This is a genomic window from Bacillus sp. KH172YL63, assembly GCF_011398925.1.
GTDB lineage: Bacteria > Bacillota > Bacilli > Bacillales > Bacillaceae_B > Rossellomorea.
The window spans coordinates 2,474,905-2,496,554 of sequence record NZ_AP022842.1 but is presented as its reverse complement, the minus strand read 5'-3'; the positions used below and the strand labels follow the sequence as shown (position 1 = coordinate 2,496,554).

The window sequence follows — 21,650 nt, the reverse complement described above, 5'->3', positions numbered from 1 at the left end:
GGGGAGAGAAGATGGATGTCTATATCATGCTTTTGTTGTTGTTCGTACTGTCAACCGGGATCAATCTCTTGTTTCTGCCAAAGCTTTTACAGACATTGAAATCCAGTGATCGGGTATCCGTCCTTGTGCCGTTAAGGAATGAAGAGAGAAATGTGCCGGGTCTGATGGAAAGTCTAAAAAGGATCACCCATTCACCGGTGGAATTCATTCTCCTTGATGATGGGTCGACTGATGGAACAAAGGAGTTGCTGCTCCAATACAGCAAAGGTGATACACGTTTTAATATCATCGATGGCAAGCCGCTCCCGGAAGGATGGGTCGGCAAGGTCCATGCATGCAGCCAATTAAGTCAGCACAGTTCCGGGGATTATTTGTTCTTTCTTGATGCAGATGTAAGGGTCTCTCCAGATATCATTGAAAAAGTACTTTTCCAGATTAACAAATATGATGCAGGGCTCATTACGGGATTCCCCCGATTCCCGGTCCCGAATGTTCTCAGTAAGATGTTGGTGCCGTTTCAGCATTTTCTCGTGTATTTTCATTTGCCTCTCCCGGTTTCGAACCATACGACGAGAAAAGCTTTTACGGCAGCTCACGGTGCTTTTATGTTCTTTACAAGAGACGCCTACGAAGGTTGCGGCGGACATGCTGCAGTAAAATCTTCACTGCTTGAAGATGTTCATCTAGCAAGGGAAGTGAAAGAATCAGGGCGTACTGCGATCCTTGTGAACAACACGGCTGATGTGACCTGTCATATGTACGATAGTAATGCGGAAGTATGGGAAGGATTCTTGAAGAATGTGTATGTAGGATTGGGGAGGAACCCGATTTCAGTGTTGATGCTTTCATTGTTTTATTTCTCCTTCTATTTCCTGCCTCTTCCATTATTTTTGTATGGGCTGTTGTGGGCGGACTGGGTGTATTGCGTCCCAATCATGCTCATCTGGCTACAGACACTGATCATTGATTGGGCATCTCAACAGGACCGGTGGCATTTTCTGCTTATGCCTCTTGCGTCAATCACCTTTATCATCATCATGTGGGCATCCATGCTGAAAAGTGTAAAGAAACAAGGATATAGTTGGAAAGGAAGGACCTATTCATGAAGAACATCATCATCATTGGCTGCGGACTTGGCGGATTATCTGCAGGCATTTCCTTGCAAAGCAAAGGATATAATGTGACCATAATCGATGAAAATGAACATCCAGGTGGCAAGATGATGCCTGTCGAAATGGACGGGTATCGCTTTGATTTCGGGCCCAATACGATTACCATGCCTCATGTGTTCACATCAGTCATCAATGATGCGGGCGGGGATGCCACTCGATATTTCGAGTTTGTTAAACTGGTCACACATACGAAGAACATTTTTCGCAATGGACAGGTTCTCTATCAATCCGCAGACCGGGAAATCATGGCTTCCTTCCTTGAGAAGCTGGACCCCTTTGCGGCGGGCCGATACGAAGATTATCTGCTCGAAGTGGAAAAACTGTATGAGCTGGCAGAACGTGGCTTTTTTCACCGTGTTTTCGCATCCTGGAGGGATTATCTCGCGCCGGGGCTTCTCAACAGTTTTTTGAAGGTCCGTCCCTTTGAGAAGATGGATCATTTTCACAGGAGATTCTTCCGGGATGAAGATGTTCTGAAGGTGTTCAACAGGTATGCAACGTATATCGGATCTTCTCCATATGAGTGTCCGGCTACCTTTTCATTGATCGGCCACCTTGAGATGAATGAAGGCGTGTATTATACAAAAGGGGGAAATCCTGCGATTGCAAATGGATTTCTCCGTTTCTTCAAAGAGCAGGGAGGTCAGGTCCTTTTCGGAAAAAGGGTCAAGGAAATCGTAATAAAGGATAAGCGGGCGCTCGGCGTCGTCACAGAGGATGGGGAAAGATTTCAAGGGCACGATGTGATTGTGAACGGGGACTTCATTACTGCTACAAAGCAGTTGATCAGAGAGGTAAATCGTCCGAGCCATCCCGATCAAAAATTGGATGGATATGAGCCCTCCATTTCTGCATTTGTCATCCTTGCAGGTCTGCGGACTTTCCAGGAAGACGTTCACCATCATCAAGTGTATTTCAGCGGAGATTATCAAAAGGAATTCTCGGACATCTTCAACGGTCAATCTCTCCCGGAGGACCCTACGATCTACATCAGCCATTCGGCAGCATCAGACAGGTCGATTTCGAAAGGCAGTAACCTGTTCATTCTCGTCAATGCCCCTGCCATCGAGCTTTCTGAGGAAGAGGTCCGGCACTATAAAGAGAAGATCTACTCCATCCTGGAAAGAAGGGGTCTAGCTGTAAGGCAATCTTTAGAAGTGGAGAGGGTCTACACCCCCTCTACGATCAAAAGGAAGTTCTCGGCGTATAAGGGATCCTTATACGGCCTCGCTTCACACAGGATGTCAGAAGCCTTCCTCAGGCCATCGAATGTCAGCAGGGACATCGGTCATCTTTTCTATGTAGGGGGAACGACACACCCGGGGGGAGGATCTCCGATGGTGACTTTGAGCGGTCAGAATGTTGCTGGATATATCTTGAAAAGGGACGCACGCATGACGGAATAACCGAAGCCATGTTGTCTTAAACATCAGCCCCCTTTAGTGAAGGGACGGGGGCTTTCTCTTCATTTGTCATATTTTCGTCGTTCTATCCCCGCAATTTTTTTGGTAAAGTGTATAATGATGAGAGACATTAGATAATCGAGTTAGGAGTTTGTACATATGAGTAAACGCATTTTATTTACGGGCGGCGGTTCTGCCGGTCACGTAACGGTCAACACAGCATTGATTCCCCATTTTGAAAAAGAGGGATGGGACATCACATATATCGGTTCGGAAGACGGAATTGAAAAGGAAATCATCACAGATCAATTCCCACATATCCCGTACAAAAGCATTTCGAGCGGGAAATTGAGAAGATATTTCTCATGGAAGAACTTTTCCGACCCATTCCGGGTGATGAAAGGTGTCCTTGATGCATTGTCGGTGATCCGAAAAACAAAACCGGATATCATATTTTCAAAAGGTGGATTTGTCTCGGTGCCGGTTGTGATGGCTGCAAAGATCGCAAAGGTTCCTGTTGCGATCCATGAATCTGATGTCACCCCTGGACTTGCGAATAAACTTGCGGTTCCGTTTGCCACAAAAATATTCACGACTTTCCCTGAGACGGTAAACACCCTGCCAAGCGAAAAGGCACTTTGTGCAGGTGCCATCATCCGTGAAGAATTGTTCACCGGAGATGCGAGTGAAGGAAAACGGCTGACCGGATATTATGATGACAAGCCGATATTAATGATCATGGGAGGAAGCCTTGGGGCAAGAAAAATCAATGAAGCAGTGAGGGGCAACCTTGAAGAGCTTCTATCCCGCTTTCAAATCATCCATATTTGCGGAAAAGGGAATATCGATGAATCATGTACGCAAAAAGGCTACCGTCAATATGAATTTATTAAAAGTGAACTACCCCATTATCTGGCCATGACTGATTTCGTGATTTCCCGTGCCGGGTCCAATTCGATATTTGAGTTCCTTGCGTTGAAAAAACCAATGTTATTGATCCCATTATCGAGGGAAGCGAGCAGGGGAGACCAGATCCTGAATGCGAATAGTTTCGTCAAACACGGGTACGCCTTGAAATTAGAAGAAGAAGAACTGAATGAACAGAGTTTCCTTGAGAAAGTCAATGAATTGACCGAAACACAGACTGAAATCAAGAAAAAAATGGAAAAAGGTGAAAAAGCCTTCACGATTCAGGATATGTACGAAGAACTTTCTTCCATGTCCCGATAACAAGTCATCCCGCCCCCTTTTGTGCATATAGTATACAAATGCTGGAAGGGGAGAAGGCATATGGCTTATCAATTTTCAAAAGGCTGGTATCTGCAGGAATTAAAGAAGATGGGGATCAGCCACCATCCTTTGGAAAAAAGGAAATTGGAGAGTTATAAAACTTTCATCATCAGAAATCTTTACTTCGAAAAAATCGCCAAGAAGAAATAACGAAGGGCCCGACAGTATTACTGTCAGGTCTTTTTTTTGGCTCTTTTCCCAAAGAGTGTTTCCTTTGAACAAAAGGGAAGGGGCTGGTTACGGGATGCTTATTTTTCGAGGTGCTTGCAGATCAAGAGCGGAGCGTTTCACTTCATTTCCATGAAAAAGCTATTAAGCGAAAATCAAAGGGGTATCTTTTTAATAGATTCTCATATGATTTTCATTAAACAGATATATACTACCCCCATAGGCATAAAGTGAGGGGGAATAATCATGATAAACAGTAAAATCCGTGGAACCGCCATACCAAATCCGAAAGAAAGAAGACGAGTGACCTTATATGCGGCGATGGCCATGGTGCTTGCCGTAGTAGGTCTCATCATCATCGCTAATTATGGAGACACCTTGAGAACAATGGACGAGCATGCTTATGAGGGGCTGCTCAAACAACCAGGCTCCGTTTCAAGAATATTGTTTTTCGCTGCATTCAGCTTGTATCCTGTATTCAGATTGATGAAATGGAAGGGTTTGAATGAATGGAAGTGGAGGGATCTATCGATAAAAGAAATGGTGAAATGGGTCGGCAGGCAGTTGCGGAAATGGCATGTCCCGATTGCACTGATGGGGTCTGCCGGGGTATTGATACACGGGTTTTTGGCTGTCCAGAGAGATTTTCATTGGGACTTTACCAATATCTCAGGCATTTTATCATTTTGTATATTGGGAATGTTGACGATTCTCGGCTTTAAGCGATTCAAGAGAATGGATGGTGGATGGCATGTGAGATTGGCGATTGTGTTTGTCTTCCTATTCATGGTTCACGCCTCCTTTTGAACAACAAAAAAGGTTATCACCATACGGGAATTTCCCCGGGGTGATAACCTCGTTATCCTGGCATCTCAAGCTTTGAGTGCCTGTTCGTCTTCTTGTGAAGATTGTTGTTGATAAAGATACAGTGTATAGAGGTCTTTAGGAATTTCGTAAAGGTCATATACCTCTTCAAGGGCATTCAATTGCTGATAAAGGGATCTTCTCGTTTCATTCGCCTTAACGACGTAAGGAAGCTTTTCTGCCGCTCTCTGAGAACGGGTATTCACCTTGCGGATCCGCATGAAGATGGTCTCCATGCCGAGCTCAAAGAACAGCTCGGAGAAGAATGCATCTTTAGCCGGCTGGTTATAGCCTTTGCCATGATAAGGCTTGCCGAGCCAGGTTCCGAGGAAGCCTGCATTCTCCTGGATATCAAATAAATTGATCGTGCCGATCGGGGTTCCCCATTCATCGAGGATTGTGCGGGAAATGAGTTCTCCCCGTTCTTCAGCCTCGATCGTTTGTTTCGTTAAGAAGAGAAGCTCTTCGTATGAGTTTGCTTTTTGACGCACAAAAGGGAAGACATCCGGGTGCACCATCAGGTCATAAAGTTCATGACACTCATGTAATTCTCGTTTTTTGATCATAGTAGACCCTCCTTGAGGGCAGTCTACTTGCGTACGATTCCACCCTCGAAATTTTTAAATGGTAACTAAAAAATTTCGGGGTGGGAATCGAACCCACTAAGACCAGTCAACGAACTGGTGGCGCACCTTTTGCCTTCCCTTGATTACTATCTTTCTATCCGTGGATAGATCGTTTTTGAATAAGTAACTTGAAATATATTATCCATTGATATCATATACGAATTTCATCAAAAAGGAAATAGGTAAAATGCTAAATTTTTATGAAAAAATTTAACAAATTTCTACACATTTTGATATGCGATTTGTCCATTCACAAATGTAACGAGCGGTTTAGACATAAAGTGGAAAGGATGGTGGCTCCACAAGACCAGATCGGCGTCTTTTCCAACCTCTATACTTCCTATTCTCTCAGATACGCCAAGGTTTCTGGCAGGGAGGATCGTGATGCCTTCCAACGCCTTTTGTTCATCCAGGCCTTCTCTCACAGCGATTGCTGCACACATATTCAGGTACTGGATCGGTGTGTAGGGGTGATCGGTTGTGATGGACACTTCGACACCGGCTTCTGTTAATTTTTGATAAGTAATCCAGCTCTTGTTTTTCAGCTCAACCTTCGATCTCCGTGTAAAGGTTGGGCCAACCGATACTTTTAAATTTCTGTCTTTTAATTCGTTTGAGATGAGATGTCCTTCTGTACAATGCTCGATGCGGAGATCCAGGTTGAATTCTTCAGCAAACCGGACGGCAGATAAAATATCATCTGCCCTGTGGGCGTGGATACGGACAGGGATTTCCCGTTTCAGTGCAGAAACAAGAGGCGCGACCCTTAATTCTTCCGGCTGGTCACAATACTTGGCAGAGACGAAGGCTTCCCTGAGCATCCCCATGATCCCCATCCGGGTGATGGAATCGTTATTACCGTTACTGTGGATTCTTTTTGGATTCTCGCCAAGGGCAAGCTTCAAACCGGACGTTTCTTTTATGACCATGGATTGAATATTCACACCGTGTGTTTTAATCACCGACGTAGTACCGCCGATGACATTTGCGCTGCCGGGCATGACGTTTACGGTCGTGACCCCATATGTAAGGGCATCTTTAAATCCCGGATCCAAAGGATACACACCGTCAAAGGCCCTGATGTGGGGCGTCATCGGTTCGATGGTTTCGTTGGCATCATTGCCTGCCCAGCCTGTGCCTTCGTCATACAATCCTAAGTGCGTATGCGCGTCGATGAAACCTGGGAGGAGCACTTTACCGTGACAGTCATAAACCGTGGCTTGTTGAACGTTATCGACGCTGTGAGGGAAGATTTGTTTGATTTTTCCGTCTTTTATCCATACAGCACCGTTTTGAATGGGTGTTGATGTAATGGGGTAGATGGTGACGTTCTTAAGTAATATAGAATTCATATGATATCCTTTCGTAAGGCTTGTTTCCTTCTTATTCTAAACAATTTCAAGAAGAAAAAGAAGTTATTCCCTCCTTTTATTTCTCCTGGATGAATAATATAAGTAAATCAATGTGGAAAACACAGCGATGAAGCAAATCGGTTTCACAAACCGAATGCCGATCACCTCGATATGTTCCCAATGAGTGCCGAGCTCCATCCCGACAATCATGAATAACAGCGTCCATGGAAGCATAGCTGCGAAAGTGTATAAACTGAAAGCGGTAAGGGGCATGCGGCTGATCCCTGCTGGAATGCTGATGGCATGGCGCACAACAGGAATGAAACGGGCGGTGAAGATCACGATGGTGCCATGTTTCTCGAACCACCTTTCCGAAGCAGCCAGATGGTTTGGGTGAATCAACAAGTACTTACCGTATTTCTCGAAGAACGGTCTCCCGCCATAATAACCGAGCCAATACAGGAATAATTGTGCCGCAGTGCCGCCGATGACCCCCGAGAGGAAGGCGCCCACGAAGGTTAGCTTTCCGGAGCTTACCAAAAAACCGGCAAAACTTAACACCAGTTCACTGGGGATGATTTCTATCATCAGGGCGAGGGCAATGCCGGCATATCCCAAATCTGACAGTAATGAAAGTATATCCATGATCCATTCATGATTCATATTTACATTCGCCTCCTACATGATCCTTGCATATTGAAGAATCAGGATCAATAATCCTAGAGCCCATACATAATAGGAAAACATCTTCAATGAATGTTTTTTCAAGACATTTACCATGGTGACGATGGCGAAATAGCCGAATACGGCAGCACTTACTGTCCCGATTGCAAGGCTTGGGAATGAAATTGCTTCAACGCTTCCTCCAAACATCTCTTTTCCTTGAAGGACAATGCCGCCCAATATGGCAGGTGTAGACAGCAGGAATGAGAAATATGCGGCTGTTTCTCTGTCGAGCTTTCTGAACAAACCGGCAGCGATGGTCAGTCCTGATCTTGAGAGAGCCGGGAATATTGCGGCAGCCTGGAAGCTGCCGATCACCCATGCATCGGTATAAGAAAGGTCATCGAGCTTCTTGTAGCCATTTTTCACTCCGTCTGCCATATACATGATGCAGCCTGTTGCAAGAAACTCCCATCCGATCGTTGTACCTGTCTTGGATATGTAGTCAAAGAAGTCTTCAAACAATAAACCGATCACAACCGCCGGGATCGTTCCAATGACGAGGATGATGGACAACTTACTGAAGGGATTTCTTATCATATATAGAAGTTCTTTTTGATAATAGACAAGCACCGCGATCAATGTCCCGATATGAAGCATCGTATCCAGGAAGAGACCTGCTTCCTCAAGACCAAATGTCACCCTTCCAAGATACAGGTGCCCAGTGCTTGATATAGGTAAAAACTCGGTCAATCCCTGTATGATCCCGAGAATAAAAGCTTCGAATTTACTCATTTTCACACTTCCTTTCTGCATATAAAAGGACAGCCCTTTTTAAACTTATATTCCATTCCCCCAGGTTTCATGAAGGATGTCCCAAACAATGAGAAAAAGATTTGAAGAAAAACTATATGTGGATGAAACTTATTTTCGCTTCGCGCGTAAGTATAAAGGAGGCCGCAATTGAATGCCTGTTAGATAGATTAAGGGAGGGAATCTAATGCCTACAAAAGACGAAAGAATGATGGCAGCACTAATTTATATATTGAGCTTCTTCACTGTATTCATCGGGCCATTGGTCATCTGGCTCATCAAGAAGGATGAATCAGATTTCATAGACTTCCATGGGAAAGAGTATTTTAATTTTCTTATCTCATATGGTGTGTACGGATTCGTAAGTTCGATTTTGATGGTTGTGCTTGTAGGGTTCATATTGGCGCCGGTGGTCGGTGCACTTGCACTGGTCTTTACAATACTCGGTGCCATCAAAGCGTACGAAGGGGAGTATTACAACATCCCGACAATCTTTCGGTTAATTAAATAACTTGCTTCATGAAAATCCGGACGTGTTCGCCTTCTTTTAAAAAGGCCGGGCAAGTTCGGATTTTTTTGCTTTCATCCCCGTGATACCCGGGAGGTGAAAATAAGATGGCAAAAAAAATGAACGAAATTCAACGCACTGCGTCTTATTTTTAAGCTGTTTTCGTAAACATTGTGGCTATTAGACAAGCGAGGTGCGGTTGATTTCCGCTCCAGATGCTCGCTTTCCGCGGGGCTGGCGGTGAGCCTCCTCGGACTTCGTCCTGCGGGGTCTCACCTGTCCAGCGGTTCCCGCAGGAGTCGAGCATCTTCCGCTCCAATCAACCATCGAGGATAAAAACCATAAATTTACTGGGTTAAATGCTTATTTATCATCTAAAAATAGTGATAATCCTAATTCAAGTGCATTGCCTTTGATTTATTGCTATGGCATTCTTTATTCCACAGTCTGAAATCACCGAAGATGCTCACATTAACGTCTAATAATAGCAACAATCTATGCGAAAAGAGCCTATTTTTATCAAGCAAAAGGGGAGGAATGGAAAATGAATGAAATACAACATGTTTTAGAATCAATCAATTGGGCACTCATTGCGCCAATCATCCTCGTCCAACTCATTTTAATGGTGATCGCCTTAACAGACGTCATCAGGGTCAGGGCAACAAATGGTCCAAAATGGCTTTGGGTATTCATCATCGTGTTCGTCAATATCATCGGCCCTGTCTTATATTTCATCTTTGGTCGGAGGCAATAGCATGATAGAAGTAAAAGGTTTAGAGAAGAGATATAAAAACAAAGTGGCGGTTAAAAATGTTTCATTTGAATTAAGACGTAATCGCTGCACGGCACTGCTCGGTCCGAACGGTGCCGGGAAAACCACTACACTGAATATGTTGGCGGGACTCGTGACTCCTACGGGGGGCAGAGTCACAACGGAGGCAACCATTTCCGACATACGTGAAATCATTGGGTACCTGCCCCAATATCCAACATTTTATGACTGGATGACCGGGATGGAATATTTGATCTTTTCAGGGGAGATTGCGGGGATGACGAAAAGTGAAGTCCGAAACCGTGCTGAGGGACTGATCCGTGACGTTGGGCTGGAAGAAGGGCGAAATAGAAGGATCGGACAGTATTCAGGTGGGATGAAGCAGCGTCTTGGCATTGCTCAGGCGCTGATCCACCGACCACAGTTATTGATCCTGGACGAACCGCTGTCTGCCCTGGACCCCTTTGGAAGAAGAGAAGTGTTGGAACTGCTGGAGAAGTTGAAACAGGAAACGACAATCTTGTTTTCTACCCATATCCTTAATGATGCAGAGCAAACCTGTGATGATGTCCTGTTTTTGCATGAAGGGTCATTGATCGAGCAGGGACCGATCAATGAGGTGAAAAGAAGGCATCAGGCGCCGAAGCTCAATCTTTATTTCCCCGAGGGAGCACAAAGTGTTGAGCATTTCTTTGTAAATCAAGAATGGATCCGGAGTGTTAAGTCAAATGGGAATCAATTGACCATCGAAGTAAGTGATCCTGCCCGTGACAGACTGAATGTATTCTCCATGATTACAAAACATCAATGGAATGTAACGAAAGTGGAAAGCTGTGAGGGGAGTCTCGAAGAATTGTTCATGGAGGTGATCAAAAAATGAAGACAGTTCGGGTGTTATTCAAAAAGGAAATGCTTGAGCTCTCCCGTCAATATAAATTGATTTGGATGCCGCTTGTGTTTCTTCTGTTCGGGTTGATGGAGCCCGTAACAGCTTACTATCTGCCGGACATTCTGGATGCAGTAGGTGATCTTCCGGAGGGGGCCATCATCAATATACCGACCCCCTCGGCAGGTGAGGTCTTATTGTCTGCGATCGGCCAATTCAATACAATAGGCGTGCTTGTCATCATATTGGCATCCATGGGCATTCTCGCTGGAGAACGGAAGAGTGGAAGTGCCGTGATGGTCCTTGTCAAACCTGTTCCTTACCGGGCGTTCATCTATAGTAAATGGATGGCCGCTTCCGTCCTCGTATGGTTATCCTATACAATTGGGATGTTGGCAAGCTGGTATTATATTCATCTATTATTTGGCAGGATCGACATCAGCTCTCTCATGCAAGCGTATCTCGTGAATGGGGTTTGGCTTTCCTTCGTCGTAACTGTGACGGTGTTTTTCAGCGGAATGGTAAAGTCGCCCGGGGCGGCTGGGTTCTATACAATAGGACTTTCTTTATTTATCACCTTCATTTCCGGTACCTTCACCCAGATTATGAAGTGGTCTCCCGGCAGGCTCTCGGGTTATGTTACTGAACTAATCCTTGTAGGGGACTGGATGCCAGAGCATTTGATGGCCGTCACGATGACCGTTTTCCTTTGCGCAATACTTCTGGTGATCACCCCGATTATCTTTAAACAAAGTGACTTGAGCTAAACCCGCCCCTCTGATTTGTAATATCAGAGGGTTTTTTATTGTTTCTGTCGAATATTGGTTTTAGAAGGAGGCTGCTGTATGAATGAACCTCATTACACTGAAAAGGTAATCAAGTTGATCCGCCATGCTGAGGTGTGTTCGAAGCAGCACCGGCATGACTGTATTGAAAGCATGGACTTGTTCCTTGGAGCCATCTTGGTAAACGATGGTGTACTGAAAGAAATGTTGGAGATGACCGAACCCCATATGAAACAAATAGAAAAGGTAGCAGCAGATATGTCTCCCGAGCATGCTGAAAAGCAGACAAGGATGCCATTCTCTCTGCCGCTATCCAAGATTTCCGGTGAGATTTGGGATACTTCATTAAGCATAATGGGACGATATAATCAAATTTTCTTAAATGAAGGACATATCATCAAAGCCTTTTATCAACACCTCGGCAATTCCGTTCAATTAAGGGAGAAATTAAAAGGGATCCCTCATGAAAGGATTCTCAGGTCTGTCACGATGCCAAGAGATTTAACGGTGGATTTACACAAATGTGATTGGACGGTCGAAGCTGCAAGCGATGTCCTGATCGTCCGAGTTCTAAAAAGCGAGCAGGGACCCTTTCTATCATGGATGAAAGAGTGCTTGGTACCTAACGATGGTGCAAGCCTTTAAACAAGAGGGAAATCAGCTCCCCATCCTTGTCGCAGTGGAGGATGGGAAATGGATCGGTTTCTGTGCATATGATGTTTATCTTGATCAAAAAGGGAGTGTAGGCCCTATGGGAGTCTTGATGACCGGCCGTCATCGGGGTATCGGAAAAGCCCTTCTGTATGCTGCGCTCCACGAGATGAAGATGTCGGGTCAACATCATGCCGTGATCAAAGAAGCGGGCCCGATCGAATTTTATGAACGGATCTGTGGAGCGAGGTTGATTCCGTTAGAGGCTGATTGAAGTGAGAGGAAATGTCTGAATAACGATTAATTAGGATGACATAAGAAGCAAATCGTTATCCATAAGCTTTTGTTTATGGGAAAATATAGAGAATGGCTGGGTTTGAAGAGGAATCCCTGGTCGCGGGGATACATATCAACCAGACGGGAATGGAAGAGTCAGAGAATCAAATCATTACCTGACGAAGAAAAGGAGGATGACGATGATCATCGAAGAAACAGGCCTTGTCCTTGAAGGGGGAGGCATGAGAGGGATCTACACGGCTGGTGCTCTTGAATACTTCCTTGAAAAGGGGGTTGAATTTCCTTACGTGATTGGTGTATCTGCAGGAGCGTGCAATGCGGCTTCATATTTGTCCAAGCAGCACGGACGCAATAAAAAGGTGAATGTCGATTTCATCAGGGATCCTAAATACTTGTCTTGGCGTAATTATTGGAAAACGGGAGAGTTATTTGGGATGGATTATGTGTTTGATGAAATTCCCAATAAGCTCGTTCCCTATGATTACCAAGCTTTTCATACCAATTCAACTGAATTCGTCGTTGGGGTAACGGATTGTGAGACAGGACAACCTGTATATTATGCAAGAAGTGATTACGGTGAAGATTTACTCACGATCATCCGGGCTTCAAGCTCTCTGCCATTTGTCGCACCGGTAGTCGAGTTTGCTTCCCGTCACCTCCTGGATGGCGGAATAAGCGACCCGATCCCGGTCGGTAAAGCAGAGCAGGACGGTTATGGGAAGAACGTAGTCATCCTTACAAGAAACAGAGGTTACTATAAAAAGCCTTCAAAATTTTCCTTTTTACTGAACAGGAAGTATCCGCAATTTCCTGAACTTCAAAAAACGATGATGAACCGGTATATAAAATACAATCAGACGATCGATGAATTAGAAGAAAAAGAAAGAAACGGTGATGTGATCATTATCCAGCCGCAAACGCCCCTCAAGGTGGGCAGGATTGAAAGAAACCCTCAAAAATTGGATGAGTTGTACTGGCAGGGCTATCGTGATGCAGAAGCAAAAATGAACGAAATTTTAAATTGGAGTAAAAAGTCGATGGTCCATAGCTGAAACGTGACGGTACGACATGAGAACCTCCTTCAATATCCCGGATAAGCATACAGTCTCTTATGAAAATGGTCTTTTTTTCAGGGAATCACATACATATGATAGTGATTCCTGGAAAGGACGAGCGTTTCATGAACCTCTATCACATTTATAAAAATGAACAATATACCCTGCTTTTCAGAAGCGTCATGTACTTTCTCATCGGTGTAGGGATGACTCTGGTCATGCGGCAGCTTTATTACTTCCCGCTGCTCATATTCATACCGGCCATTTCAAATTTGTACCTCAGTCATACCATCAGGAAAGAACTGAAAAAAGCCAACCGTATGTATTATGAGGAATTTCCTCCGTCGAAGCATGCCCTTGTAGGGGTGGCTACAAAGGAAGGATTCCATTATATGAAGACCGACGGGTGGTCTGAATACTATATTCAACGTATTTCCTTACTGAACAGCCCGAAGCAATACGTGCTTCACAGGAAGAATAAGAGAACCTTGTCATTTGCCAAATGGAGCAGGGCCATACAGGTGGATCTGGAAGAATCGAAGGTGACCTTTCGCCTGAAATATCAAAGCTCTACTGCGATTGAGTGGCGGAGCGAGGCTGGAGATACTATTCTGATTTATAAAGGGAATAAAAGGTGGATATTGAATTTTAATCAGAAAAATTATTTATCTCTTCAAAAGGGGTTTCTGCCTCAAAGTGTACAGCGCCTGTTTGATTCTCATCACAGCTATGTGACCTACTATGAGTGCTACGATGAGGGGATAGACTGGCTCTTGATTTTCCTATGGTATGTAGACAGCGATTATTTCCTGACCACATAACTCATCTTTTTGCCTCTATTGGGCAAGATAAGGAAGGAAGTTCATGGAGGTGAAAGGATGAACGCTGAATACAAATCATGCATCGCTGCACTGCAACGCTGCATGGAAGCGTGCAATGTCTGTTTTCATGCATGTCTCAAAGAGGAAAAACCGATGATGGCCTGTATTGAGCTTGACAGGGAATGCGGGGAAATTTGTTCAATGACGCTAAGCGCCATGCAGCGCAGCAGCAAATTTGTGAAACAGATGGTCACCCTTTGCGCTGAAATCTGCGAAGCATGCGCTGCAGAGTGCAATACCCATGATCATCAGCACTGCATGGATTGTGCCAGTGCTTGCTTTGACTGTGCAGAAGAATGCAGGCAGCTCATTGCCTCACGGGGATGATGTATTTTTATATAATCTTAATGAAAAAAAGGGTGCTTCCGTAATTAGATGCATCCTTTTTCCCTATTGGAAACCGTATATTGGTTGGTATTAGCTGAAAACTCCTCCTTTTGTAGGAAAAATCAAAAAATATCGCAAATTTTGGAGCAAAGAACATGCTATCTTTCAAAAAACTATGATAGAATAACAATAATCGAATAGGTTTCCTTCGGGGCAGGGTGAAATTCCCTACCGGCGGTGATGAGCGCATGCTCTTAGTCCGTGACCCGTCTAATATGCGTTAGACGGTGGATTTGGTGAAACTCCAAAGCCGACAGTGAAAGTCTGGATGGGAGAAGGAACGGCAGTATTCTTTTTGGCACGTTAGGAGTCCATTTTTTTCTAGTGGAAGATCCTGTATTTTTAAAACGCGCATCAAGAATACTCTATTTAGTCATGCCAACTTCCCCAAGTAGAAACGTTACTTGGGGTTTTTTCGTATATTGAACCACTCATTAAGAGGAAAGGAGTCCGAATATTGAATCATTCCCACTATATGAAGCTTGCACTCACCTTGGCCGAGTCTACCATAGGTCAAACATCACCAAACCCCGCAGTAGGAGCGGTTGTTGTGAAAAATGGGGAAATTGTCGGGATGGGCGCACATCTCAAAGCTGGTGAAGGTCACGCAGAAGTTCATGCAATCAGAGCTGCAGGGGAAAAAGCGAAGGGAAGCGACGTGTATGTCACGCTTGAACCATGCTCCCATTACGGGAAAACGCCACCATGTTCATCGCTCCTGATTTCCAGTGGAGTGAAGCGGGTCCATATAGCAAGTACCGATCCCAATCCACTGGTCAGTGGCCAGGGGATCAGGCAGCTACGTGAAGCCGGCATCGAGGTGATTGTAGGTGAAATGGAAGAAGAGGCGCTTGCCCTCAATAAACATTTTTTTCATTTTATCCAATCAGGAACACCTTATGTCACGCTGAAGACAGCAGTCACTTTAGACGGTAAAACAGCTTCCTCTTCTGGAGACAGTAAATGGATCACTTCAGAAACGTCACGAACAGATGTCCACTATGATCGTCACCGGCATGACGCGATATTAGTAGGAGTCAATACGGTCATTCAAGATAACCCACACCTTACCACCCGTTTGCCCCAAGGTGGAAAAAACCCCATTCGAATCATTTTAGACACATTTTTACGCACACCTCTCCACTCTCATGTCGTGGAGGATTTAGAAAGCACCACCCTTATCATTACCGGCAATTCTGTGAAGGAAGAAGAGAAACGGCCATATGCAGAACGGGGCTGTGAAATTCTCTCCCTTCCAACCGAAAGGATCCAAATCCCTAATTTGTTGAAAGAATTAGGTGACAGAAAGATCATGTCTCTCTATGTAGAGGGAGGAGCGACCGTTCATTCGAGCTTTTTGGAATCAAGGGCTTTTCAGGAATTGATTGTGTACATGTCACCAAAACTTGTTGGAGGAAGATCTGCACCTGCGAGCTTTGGAGGCAAAGGGTTTCCTACGATGGCAGAAGGACTGGAAATGGACATTAAAGCCTTTGAACGAGTAGGAGATGATATGAAAATTGTCGCAATACCAAAAAGTTAAGTGAGGATGAAAAGGATGTTTACAGGAATCATTGAAGAAATAGGTTCGATCCAACATATGAAGAAATCATCTTCCTCCATGCAGCTGACGATTGCAGCCAGTAAAATCCTCGAAGATGTCCATATTGGCGATAGTATCAGTGTGAACGGGGTTTGTTTAACCGTTACATCATTCACTAACACTCAATTCAATGTGGACGTGATGCCTGAAACGTTCGAGGGGACAACACTCCGGAACCTGGCGAGGGGTTCAAAAGTGAATCTTGAACGGGCGATGGCTGCAGACGGACGTTTTGGTGGGCATTTTGTCAATGGCCATGTTGATGGAATCGGTACGATTCTGGGTATACAGGAAGTTGAAAATGCATGGTATATGGATATTTCAATACCTGAAAATCAAAGTCATCTGTTTATCATGAAAGGATCTGTCGCCATTGATGGAACGTCATTGACCGTATTTGGGGTCAAACCTGACCGGATCACGATTTCACTGATCCCCCAAACGAGGGGGGACACTGTGCTCGGCCGGAAGAAAATAGGTGATGCCGTCAATATAGAATGTGACGTCATGGCTAAATATTTTCATCGTTTCTACGAGGCGAAAGAGGAATCTAAACGTGCGTCAAACAGCATCAGCTATGATTTTTTATCTCAAAACGGTTTCGCTGACTAAGAGGAGGGGTTTCCCTATGTTCAATAAAATCGAAGAAGCACTGGAAGATTTACAGGCCGGGAAAGTTGTTATCGTCGTGGATGATGAAAATCGTGAAAACGAGGGAGATTTTATCGCCCTTGCAGACAGAGCGACTCCGGAGGTCATCAATTTCATGGCGAAAGAGGGAAGGGGATTGATTTGCGCGCCTATTACAGAGGATCTCGCCCAAAGGTTAAAACTTTCCCCGATGACCATGTCAAATACCGATCCACACGGGACGGCCTTCACCATTTCTGTCGACCACAAATCGGCAACGACCGGGATCAGTGCATTTGAGCGTGCTGCCACGATCACGGAATTGTTGAATCCCGCATCTATACCAGAGGATTTCAAACGGCCAGGGCATGTATTTCCCCTTGTGGCCAAAAAAGGCGGGGTATTAAAAAGGGCAGGACATACAGAAGCTGCCATCGATTTGGCGGTTCTCTCAGGTGCAGAGCCTGCAGGTGTGATTTGTGAAATCATGAACGAGGACGGCACGATGGCAAGGGTTCCTGAGCTGATGAAACTTGCTGAAAAGTGGGATTTGAAACTCATTTCTATTGAAGACCTTATCAGGTACAGAAGGAAGAAAGAGAAACTCGTCACAAGGGAAGTGGAGATTGAGCTTCCGACTGAATTCGGTCACTTTAAAGCGGTCGCATATACAGAGGATTTAACCGGCAAAGAGCATATCGCCCTTGTGAAGGGTGACTTGTCTGAGGGAGAAGAAGTGCTTGTCCGGGTCCATTCCGAATGTCTGACTGGGGATGTGTTCGGCTCAAATCGCTGTGACTGTGGACCGCAGCTCGCCACTGCTCTTGCCCAGATTGAAGAGGAAGGGAAAGGAATCCTGCTATATATGAGGCAGGAAGGCCGCGGGATCGGTCTCATCAACAAACTGAAGGCCTACAAGCTCCAGGAGCAGGGGTATGACACAGTGGAGGCGAATGAAAAGCTCGGCTTCGGTGATGATTTAAGGGAGTACGGAATAGGGGCCCAGATACTGAGCGATCTGGGTGTCAGTAAGATGCGTCTACTTACGAACAATCCAAGGAAGATCGCGGGCATCAGCGGATACGGTTTAGAAATTGTAGACCGGGTACCGATCCAGCTTCCGTCGAAATTTGAAAATGAAAAATACTTAAGAACAAAACACACGAAATTGGGTCACATACTTAAATTTTAGGAGGAGAAGAAAATGAAAACAATTTATGAAGGCAATTTAGTAGGTTCAGGATTACGGGTAGCAATCGTCGTATCACGCTTCAATGAATTCATCACATCAAAGCTGCTCGGCGGTGCGGAAGATGCTTTGAAGCGACACGGCGTGGATGAAGGAGACGTGTCGGTCACATGGGTGCCTGGTGCATTTGAAATTCCGATGATCGCCAAGAAGCTTGCCCGCTCCGGGAAATATGATGCAGTGATCACACTGGGGACGGTCATCCGTGGTGCGACAGCTCACTTTGAATATGTCAGCGGTGAGGTTGCCAAGGGCGTAGCCAACCTCGGGATGCAGGAAGACATCCCTGTCATCTTCGGAGTCTTGACAACGGATACCATCGAACAGGCGATTGAAAGGGCAGGCACTAAAGCGGGGAATAAAGGCTGGGAAGCGGCTGTGTCTGCAATAGAAATGGCCAACCTCATCCGCGAAATCGAAAAATGATCAAAATAGCAGGATGAACGATCCGGGCGGTTCGGGTGAACCCGCCCGGATTTTTATGTACTGAGATAAAACGTTTTGGTAATACACCTTTGCAAATTTAAGTGTTTGATTGCCTGAACGTTTACCGGGATTACATATGAATGAAAGAAAAATACTTATTGTTAAACGTCTGACCTTTTGCTAAAATAATATCTTGTGGCTCCCCTTCATTGGAGGAGCGGGTAGGGAGAGGGCAGTTTTATAGGAAGATTATAGATGAAATCACGTGGAAGTATTTTTCAATTAAAAGACCACGGTACCACGATGAAACAGGAGCTAATGGCGGGGACAGTCGGTTACTTTACGATTGTATACATCATTGCGGTGAATGCATTAATTCTTTCTGAAGCTGGTATCCCATTTGAAGGAGCGGTCCTTGCGACCATTCTTGCTTCTTTCGTTGGGTGTTTGGTGATGGCCCTTTGGGCGAATGCACCAATTCTGCTGGTTCCGGGAATGGGTATTAATGCCATGTTCACCTTTACCCTGGTAAAGTCTTCAGGTTTATCATGGCAGGAAGCTTTAGCCGTTATCGTGATATCCGGGATACTCTTTATGATCATTGCATTTACAAAGCTTTCAAAAGTATTATCGGAAGCCATTCCTAAAACATTGAAAGAAGCAATCACTGTTGGTTTAGGGATGTTCTTGATGTTCATCGGTCTTGAAAAAGGCGGTCTCATCCAAAGAGGGGACAGTGCCATCATCATGATTGGTGACTTCGGGGAATTAAAGGTGTTAGCCACAGTGCTGACGTTCCTTGTGACGATTTTCCTTTTTATCCGCAATGTAAAAGGGCAATTTTTATGGAGTATCGCCATCGGTACAGCGCTTGGATTCATCTTCGGGATCGAGCCGTCCATTCAGTCGGGCTCATTCCATTGGAGTGAATACAGTCAGGTTTTCGGTCAAATATCCTTTAATGGCATTTTGGAAATCCCGTTCTGGATTGCGGTATTTTCAGTCACGATGGTATTGGTATTCGAAAACATCGGTCTCATTCACGGTCATACGGACATGGTGGACCAGCCTCATAAATATCCCAGAGCGTTTCAAGCAAATGCGTTTTCTGCTTTCACTTCAGGGTTCTTCGGAACGAGTCCTACCGTTTCAACGGTTGAAAGTGCGGCAGCGATGACAGCAGGGGGCCGTACCGGCTTGACCAGCTTGACTACCGGCGTGTTATTTTTAGGTTCTGTGTTGTTCATCCCGTATTTAAAGTGGATTCCGGACCATGCAATCGCACCGATTCTTATCATCATCGGCGGTTTGATGATCCAAAACATCCGGCATATGGATCTTCGTGATATGACAGAGGCGTTTCCGGCCATTTTCATCATCGCGATGATTCCGTTCACGTACAGCATTGCTGACGGAATCGCCATCGGCTTTATTTTGTACCCGGTTTTGAAACTGGCTACCGGTAAGGCAAGGGAAGTATCCATTCCTCTATATATCATTGCAGCTCTGTTCCTAATGAACTTTGTCGTTCATTCGATTCATTGATGTCGTGAAAATAGACCCAGATGCAGTTTTCGCCCATCTTTCGTTGATGGTCATACGCGCCTGGGTCTTTTTGTCGTTGATTGATCATCACGGAAATCAGCATAATCGATAAAGATGAGTCTTTGGCAAAGTCTTAGGAAAGCGAGAGCATCCCACACTCTTTAAAGAGGCAACATCCGTCCAAACGCTTCCGGCAAAGAAGCAGGCGTACGATTAACTGATTGTTATGGGAGTTAATACCTGTTGTTGAACGGAGGGAGGAGCCGTCAAATTCCGTGGACTTTCCACATATTTCTTGTTACTATAAGGGTAAATCTGATTCTATTATACTAGTAAACAATGAATAGATATGTGAATTAGCAGGGGTGGGGTAAATGGAAGTATTTGTAGCCAGGCAGCCGATATTTGATCGTAATGGAGACACGATAGCGTATGAACTGCTTTATCGGAACAATGATATGAATATGTTTCCGAATATTGACGGTGATCAGGCAACCGCGGATGTGATTATTAATAGTTATTTGAACATCGGTCTTGATAGCTTATCATCAGGAAGACCATGCTTTATTAATTTCACCGAAAATCTTTTGAAACTCAGGGTTCCCACCTATTTCAACCCCCGGGAGATTGTTGTCGAGATACTTGAAAGTGTGATTCCCGATCCTGAAGTGGTGAAGGTGTGCCAGGAATTGAAAGAGCTTGGATATAAAATCGCGCTGGACGATTTCGTTTTCAATGACAGCAATCCTCATTGCCGGGAATTAATGAAAGTGGCAGACTATGTGAAAGTGGATTTCATGAATACATGTGAGGACGATCGGGGAGGGATAGAAGTACTATCCCATGTACTTGGATATAAACTATTGGCAGAAAAGGTGGAAACCGTTGCTCAATATGAAGAAGCTAAGGCCAAGGGATATCATTTCTTTCAAGGCTACTTCTTCAGTAAACCTAAAATCATCGCCACTCATGATGTGCCAACCTATTTTCACTCCTACTACTCGATCATTCAGGGTCTTGAAATGACCGAACCGAATATCGAGATGATCAGTCAAATGATCGAACAGGATCTTTCACTATCATATAAACTTCTGAAACTGATCAACTCACCTGCCTATCGTCCTAAACATAAGATTCATTCGATCCGTCAGGCGATTGTCCTGCTTGGCCTGGTGGAAATCAAGCGATGGATTTACATTCTGGCGGTCAGGGAACAGGTTGGAAAAAGAAAACAGCTTGAAAATGAAGTGATTACGTTATGTTTGATGCGTGCGAAAATGTGTGAGTTACTGGCGGAGAAACGAAATCTTTCATCCATGAAGTCAAGTTATTTCCTGACAGGCATGTTCTCACTGATGGACACCATACTGTCGATGCCGATAGAAAAAATTCTAAATGAATTGCCTTTGTATGATGACATCTGTGCTGCATTGACTGGTGCGCCCGGTGAGCTGAAAGAAATCCTTGATCTTGTGAAGGCCATTGAGAAAGCGGATTGGACGGCCATGGATACGAAGATGTCTCGATTGAAGCTGCGGAAATGGGACGTCATGGAAAGTTATCAAATTGCCTGCAAATGGACAGAAGAGCTTCTGACCCAGGAAATATCCGAAAAGAGATAGCG

24 protein-coding genes and 1 riboswitch are annotated in these 21,650 nt (G+C 44.8%); of the genes, 20 read left to right on the top strand and 4 right to left on the bottom strand.

Going from position 1 to position 21,650, the window contains the following annotated elements; genetic code table 11:
* Window positions 1-11: 11 nt before the first annotated feature.
* The 5 genes from KH172YL63_RS12705 to KH172YL63_RS12685 all read left to right on the top strand — a co-directional run bounded on the left by KH172YL63_RS12705 (window position 12) and on the right by KH172YL63_RS12685 (window position 4,840).
* The gene (locus tag KH172YL63_RS12705; RefSeq protein ID WP_173106450.1) at window positions 12-1,106 is read left to right on the top strand and encodes a glycosyltransferase family 2 protein; all 1,095 of its coding nucleotides are present in this window, start codon (window positions 12-14) and stop codon (window positions 1,104-1,106) included.
* Window positions 1,103-2,578, top strand: a complete 1,476-nt coding sequence (locus KH172YL63_RS12700) for a phytoene desaturase family protein (RefSeq protein WP_173106449.1) — start codon at window positions 1,103-1,105, stop codon at window positions 2,576-2,578. The genes KH172YL63_RS12705 and KH172YL63_RS12700 overlap by 4 nt, the downstream gene beginning before the upstream one ends.
* Before the next feature lie 156 nt (window positions 2,579-2,734).
* Window positions 2,735-3,805, top strand: coding sequence for an undecaprenyldiphospho-muramoylpentapeptide beta-N-acetylglucosaminyltransferase (locus tag KH172YL63_RS12695; RefSeq protein WP_173106448.1), 1,071 nt, complete (start codon window positions 2,735-2,737; stop codon window positions 3,803-3,805).
* Between the two features lie 60 nt (window positions 3,806-3,865).
* Complete coding sequence (locus tag KH172YL63_RS12690) at window positions 3,866-4,015, top strand: DUF2639 domain-containing protein (RefSeq protein WP_173106447.1); 150 nt, start codon at window positions 3,866-3,868, stop codon at window positions 4,013-4,015.
* A 264-nt stretch (window positions 4,016-4,279) separates the two neighbouring features.
* Window positions 4,280-4,840, top strand: coding sequence for a hypothetical protein (locus KH172YL63_RS12685; protein ID WP_173106446.1), 561 nt, complete (start codon window positions 4,280-4,282; stop codon window positions 4,838-4,840).
* A gap of 65 nt (window positions 4,841-4,905) precedes the next feature.
* On the opposite strand, the gene KH172YL63_RS12680 is transcribed toward KH172YL63_RS12685, so the two are convergent.
* The 4 genes from KH172YL63_RS12680 to KH172YL63_RS12665 form a co-directional block, all read right to left on the bottom strand.
* Window positions 4,906-5,463, bottom strand: a complete 558-nt coding sequence (locus tag KH172YL63_RS12680; protein ID WP_173106445.1) for a GNAT family N-acetyltransferase — start codon at window positions 5,461-5,463, stop codon at window positions 4,906-4,908.
* Window positions 5,464-5,744: 281 nt separating this feature from the next.
* Window positions 5,745-6,875 carry an amidohydrolase gene (locus tag KH172YL63_RS12675; RefSeq protein WP_173106444.1) on the bottom strand — a complete coding sequence of 377 codons (1,131 nt, stop codon included), beginning with the start codon at window positions 6,873-6,875 and terminating at the stop codon, window positions 5,745-5,747.
* A gap of 63 nt (window positions 6,876-6,938) precedes the next feature.
* Complete coding sequence (locus KH172YL63_RS12670) at window positions 6,939-7,538, bottom strand: undecaprenyl phosphate transporter UptA (protein ID WP_173106443.1); 600 nt, start codon at window positions 7,536-7,538, stop codon at window positions 6,939-6,941.
* Window positions 7,539-7,553: 15 nt separating this feature from the next.
* Window positions 7,554-8,333 (bottom strand): undecaprenyl-diphosphate phosphatase, encoded by a 780-nt coding sequence (locus tag KH172YL63_RS12665; RefSeq protein WP_173106442.1) that lies wholly within the window; start codon window positions 8,331-8,333, stop codon window positions 7,554-7,556.
* A 205-nt stretch (window positions 8,334-8,538) separates the two neighbouring features.
* Here KH172YL63_RS12665 and KH172YL63_RS12660 point away from each other — a divergent pair, with 205 nt between their 5' ends.
* From KH172YL63_RS12660 to KH172YL63_RS12590, 15 genes are all read left to right on the top strand, one after another.
* Window positions 8,539-8,862: a DUF4870 domain-containing protein gene (locus KH172YL63_RS12660; protein WP_173106441.1), complete on the top strand. Its 324-nt coding sequence runs from the start codon at window positions 8,539-8,541 to the stop codon at window positions 8,860-8,862.
* Window positions 8,863-9,403: 541 nt separating this feature from the next.
* Complete coding sequence (locus KH172YL63_RS12655; protein ID WP_173106440.1) at window positions 9,404-9,613, top strand: PLD nuclease N-terminal domain-containing protein; 210 nt, start codon at window positions 9,404-9,406, stop codon at window positions 9,611-9,613.
* Between the two features lies 1 nt (window position 9,614).
* Window positions 9,615-10,511, top strand: a complete 897-nt coding sequence (locus KH172YL63_RS12650; RefSeq protein ID WP_232066014.1) for an ABC transporter ATP-binding protein — start codon at window positions 9,615-9,617, stop codon at window positions 10,509-10,511.
* Window positions 10,508-11,284, top strand: coding sequence for an ABC transporter permease (locus KH172YL63_RS12645; protein WP_173106438.1), 777 nt, complete (start codon window positions 10,508-10,510; stop codon window positions 11,282-11,284). Before KH172YL63_RS12650 ends, KH172YL63_RS12645 begins: the two co-directional genes overlap by 4 nt.
* Window positions 11,285-11,362: 78 nt before the next feature.
* Window positions 11,363-11,947, top strand: a complete 585-nt coding sequence (locus KH172YL63_RS12640; RefSeq protein ID WP_173106437.1) for a hypothetical protein — start codon at window positions 11,363-11,365, stop codon at window positions 11,945-11,947.
* A complete protein-coding gene (locus tag KH172YL63_RS12635; RefSeq protein WP_173106436.1) occupies window positions 11,931-12,227 on the top strand; it encodes a GNAT family N-acetyltransferase in 297 nt (98 codons plus the stop codon). The genes KH172YL63_RS12640 and KH172YL63_RS12635 overlap by 17 nt, the downstream gene beginning before the upstream one ends.
* Before the next feature lie 202 nt (window positions 12,228-12,429).
* Window positions 12,430-13,302 carry a patatin-like phospholipase family protein gene (locus KH172YL63_RS12630; RefSeq protein ID WP_173106435.1) on the top strand — a complete coding sequence of 291 codons (873 nt, stop codon included), beginning with the start codon at window positions 12,430-12,432 and terminating at the stop codon, window positions 13,300-13,302.
* A 128-nt stretch (window positions 13,303-13,430) separates the two neighbouring features.
* Window positions 13,431-14,126, top strand: coding sequence for a hypothetical protein (locus tag KH172YL63_RS12625; RefSeq protein ID WP_173106434.1), 696 nt, complete (start codon window positions 13,431-13,433; stop codon window positions 14,124-14,126).
* A 57-nt stretch (window positions 14,127-14,183) separates the two neighbouring features.
* Window positions 14,184-14,513 (top strand): four-helix bundle copper-binding protein, encoded by a 330-nt coding sequence (locus tag KH172YL63_RS12620; protein ID WP_173106433.1) that lies wholly within the window; start codon window positions 14,184-14,186, stop codon window positions 14,511-14,513.
* 200 nt (window positions 14,514-14,713) lie between these two features.
* Window positions 14,714-14,857: riboswitch (FMN riboswitch) on the top strand.
* A gap of 173 nt (window positions 14,858-15,030) precedes the next feature.
* Window positions 15,031-16,116, top strand: coding sequence for a bifunctional diaminohydroxyphosphoribosylaminopyrimidine deaminase/5-amino-6-(5-phosphoribosylamino)uracil reductase RibD (gene ribD, locus KH172YL63_RS12615; protein ID WP_269475151.1), 1,086 nt, complete (start codon window positions 15,031-15,033; stop codon window positions 16,114-16,116).
* A 15-nt stretch (window positions 16,117-16,131) separates the two neighbouring features.
* Complete coding sequence (gene ribE / locus KH172YL63_RS12610) at window positions 16,132-16,788, top strand: riboflavin synthase (RefSeq protein ID WP_173106432.1); 657 nt, start codon at window positions 16,132-16,134, stop codon at window positions 16,786-16,788.
* Between the two features lie 16 nt (window positions 16,789-16,804).
* The gene (locus KH172YL63_RS12605) at window positions 16,805-17,998 is read left to right on the top strand and encodes a bifunctional 3,4-dihydroxy-2-butanone-4-phosphate synthase/GTP cyclohydrolase II (protein ID WP_173106431.1); all 1,194 of its coding nucleotides are present in this window, start codon (window positions 16,805-16,807) and stop codon (window positions 17,996-17,998) included.
* A 12-nt stretch (window positions 17,999-18,010) separates the two neighbouring features.
* On the top strand, window positions 18,011-18,481 hold the full coding sequence (gene ribH / locus KH172YL63_RS12600; protein WP_173106430.1) for a 6,7-dimethyl-8-ribityllumazine synthase: 471 nt from the start codon (window positions 18,011-18,013) through the stop codon (window positions 18,479-18,481).
* A 255-nt stretch (window positions 18,482-18,736) separates the two neighbouring features.
* Window positions 18,737-20,026 carry an NCS2 family permease gene (locus KH172YL63_RS12595; RefSeq protein WP_173106429.1) on the top strand — a complete coding sequence of 430 codons (1,290 nt, stop codon included), beginning with the start codon at window positions 18,737-18,739 and terminating at the stop codon, window positions 20,024-20,026.
* Window positions 20,027-20,400: 374 nt separating this feature from the next.
* Window positions 20,401-21,648: an EAL and HDOD domain-containing protein gene (locus tag KH172YL63_RS12590; RefSeq protein WP_173106428.1), complete on the top strand. Its 1,248-nt coding sequence runs from the start codon at window positions 20,401-20,403 to the stop codon at window positions 21,646-21,648.
* The last annotated feature ends 2 nt before the right edge of the window (window positions 21,649-21,650 follow it).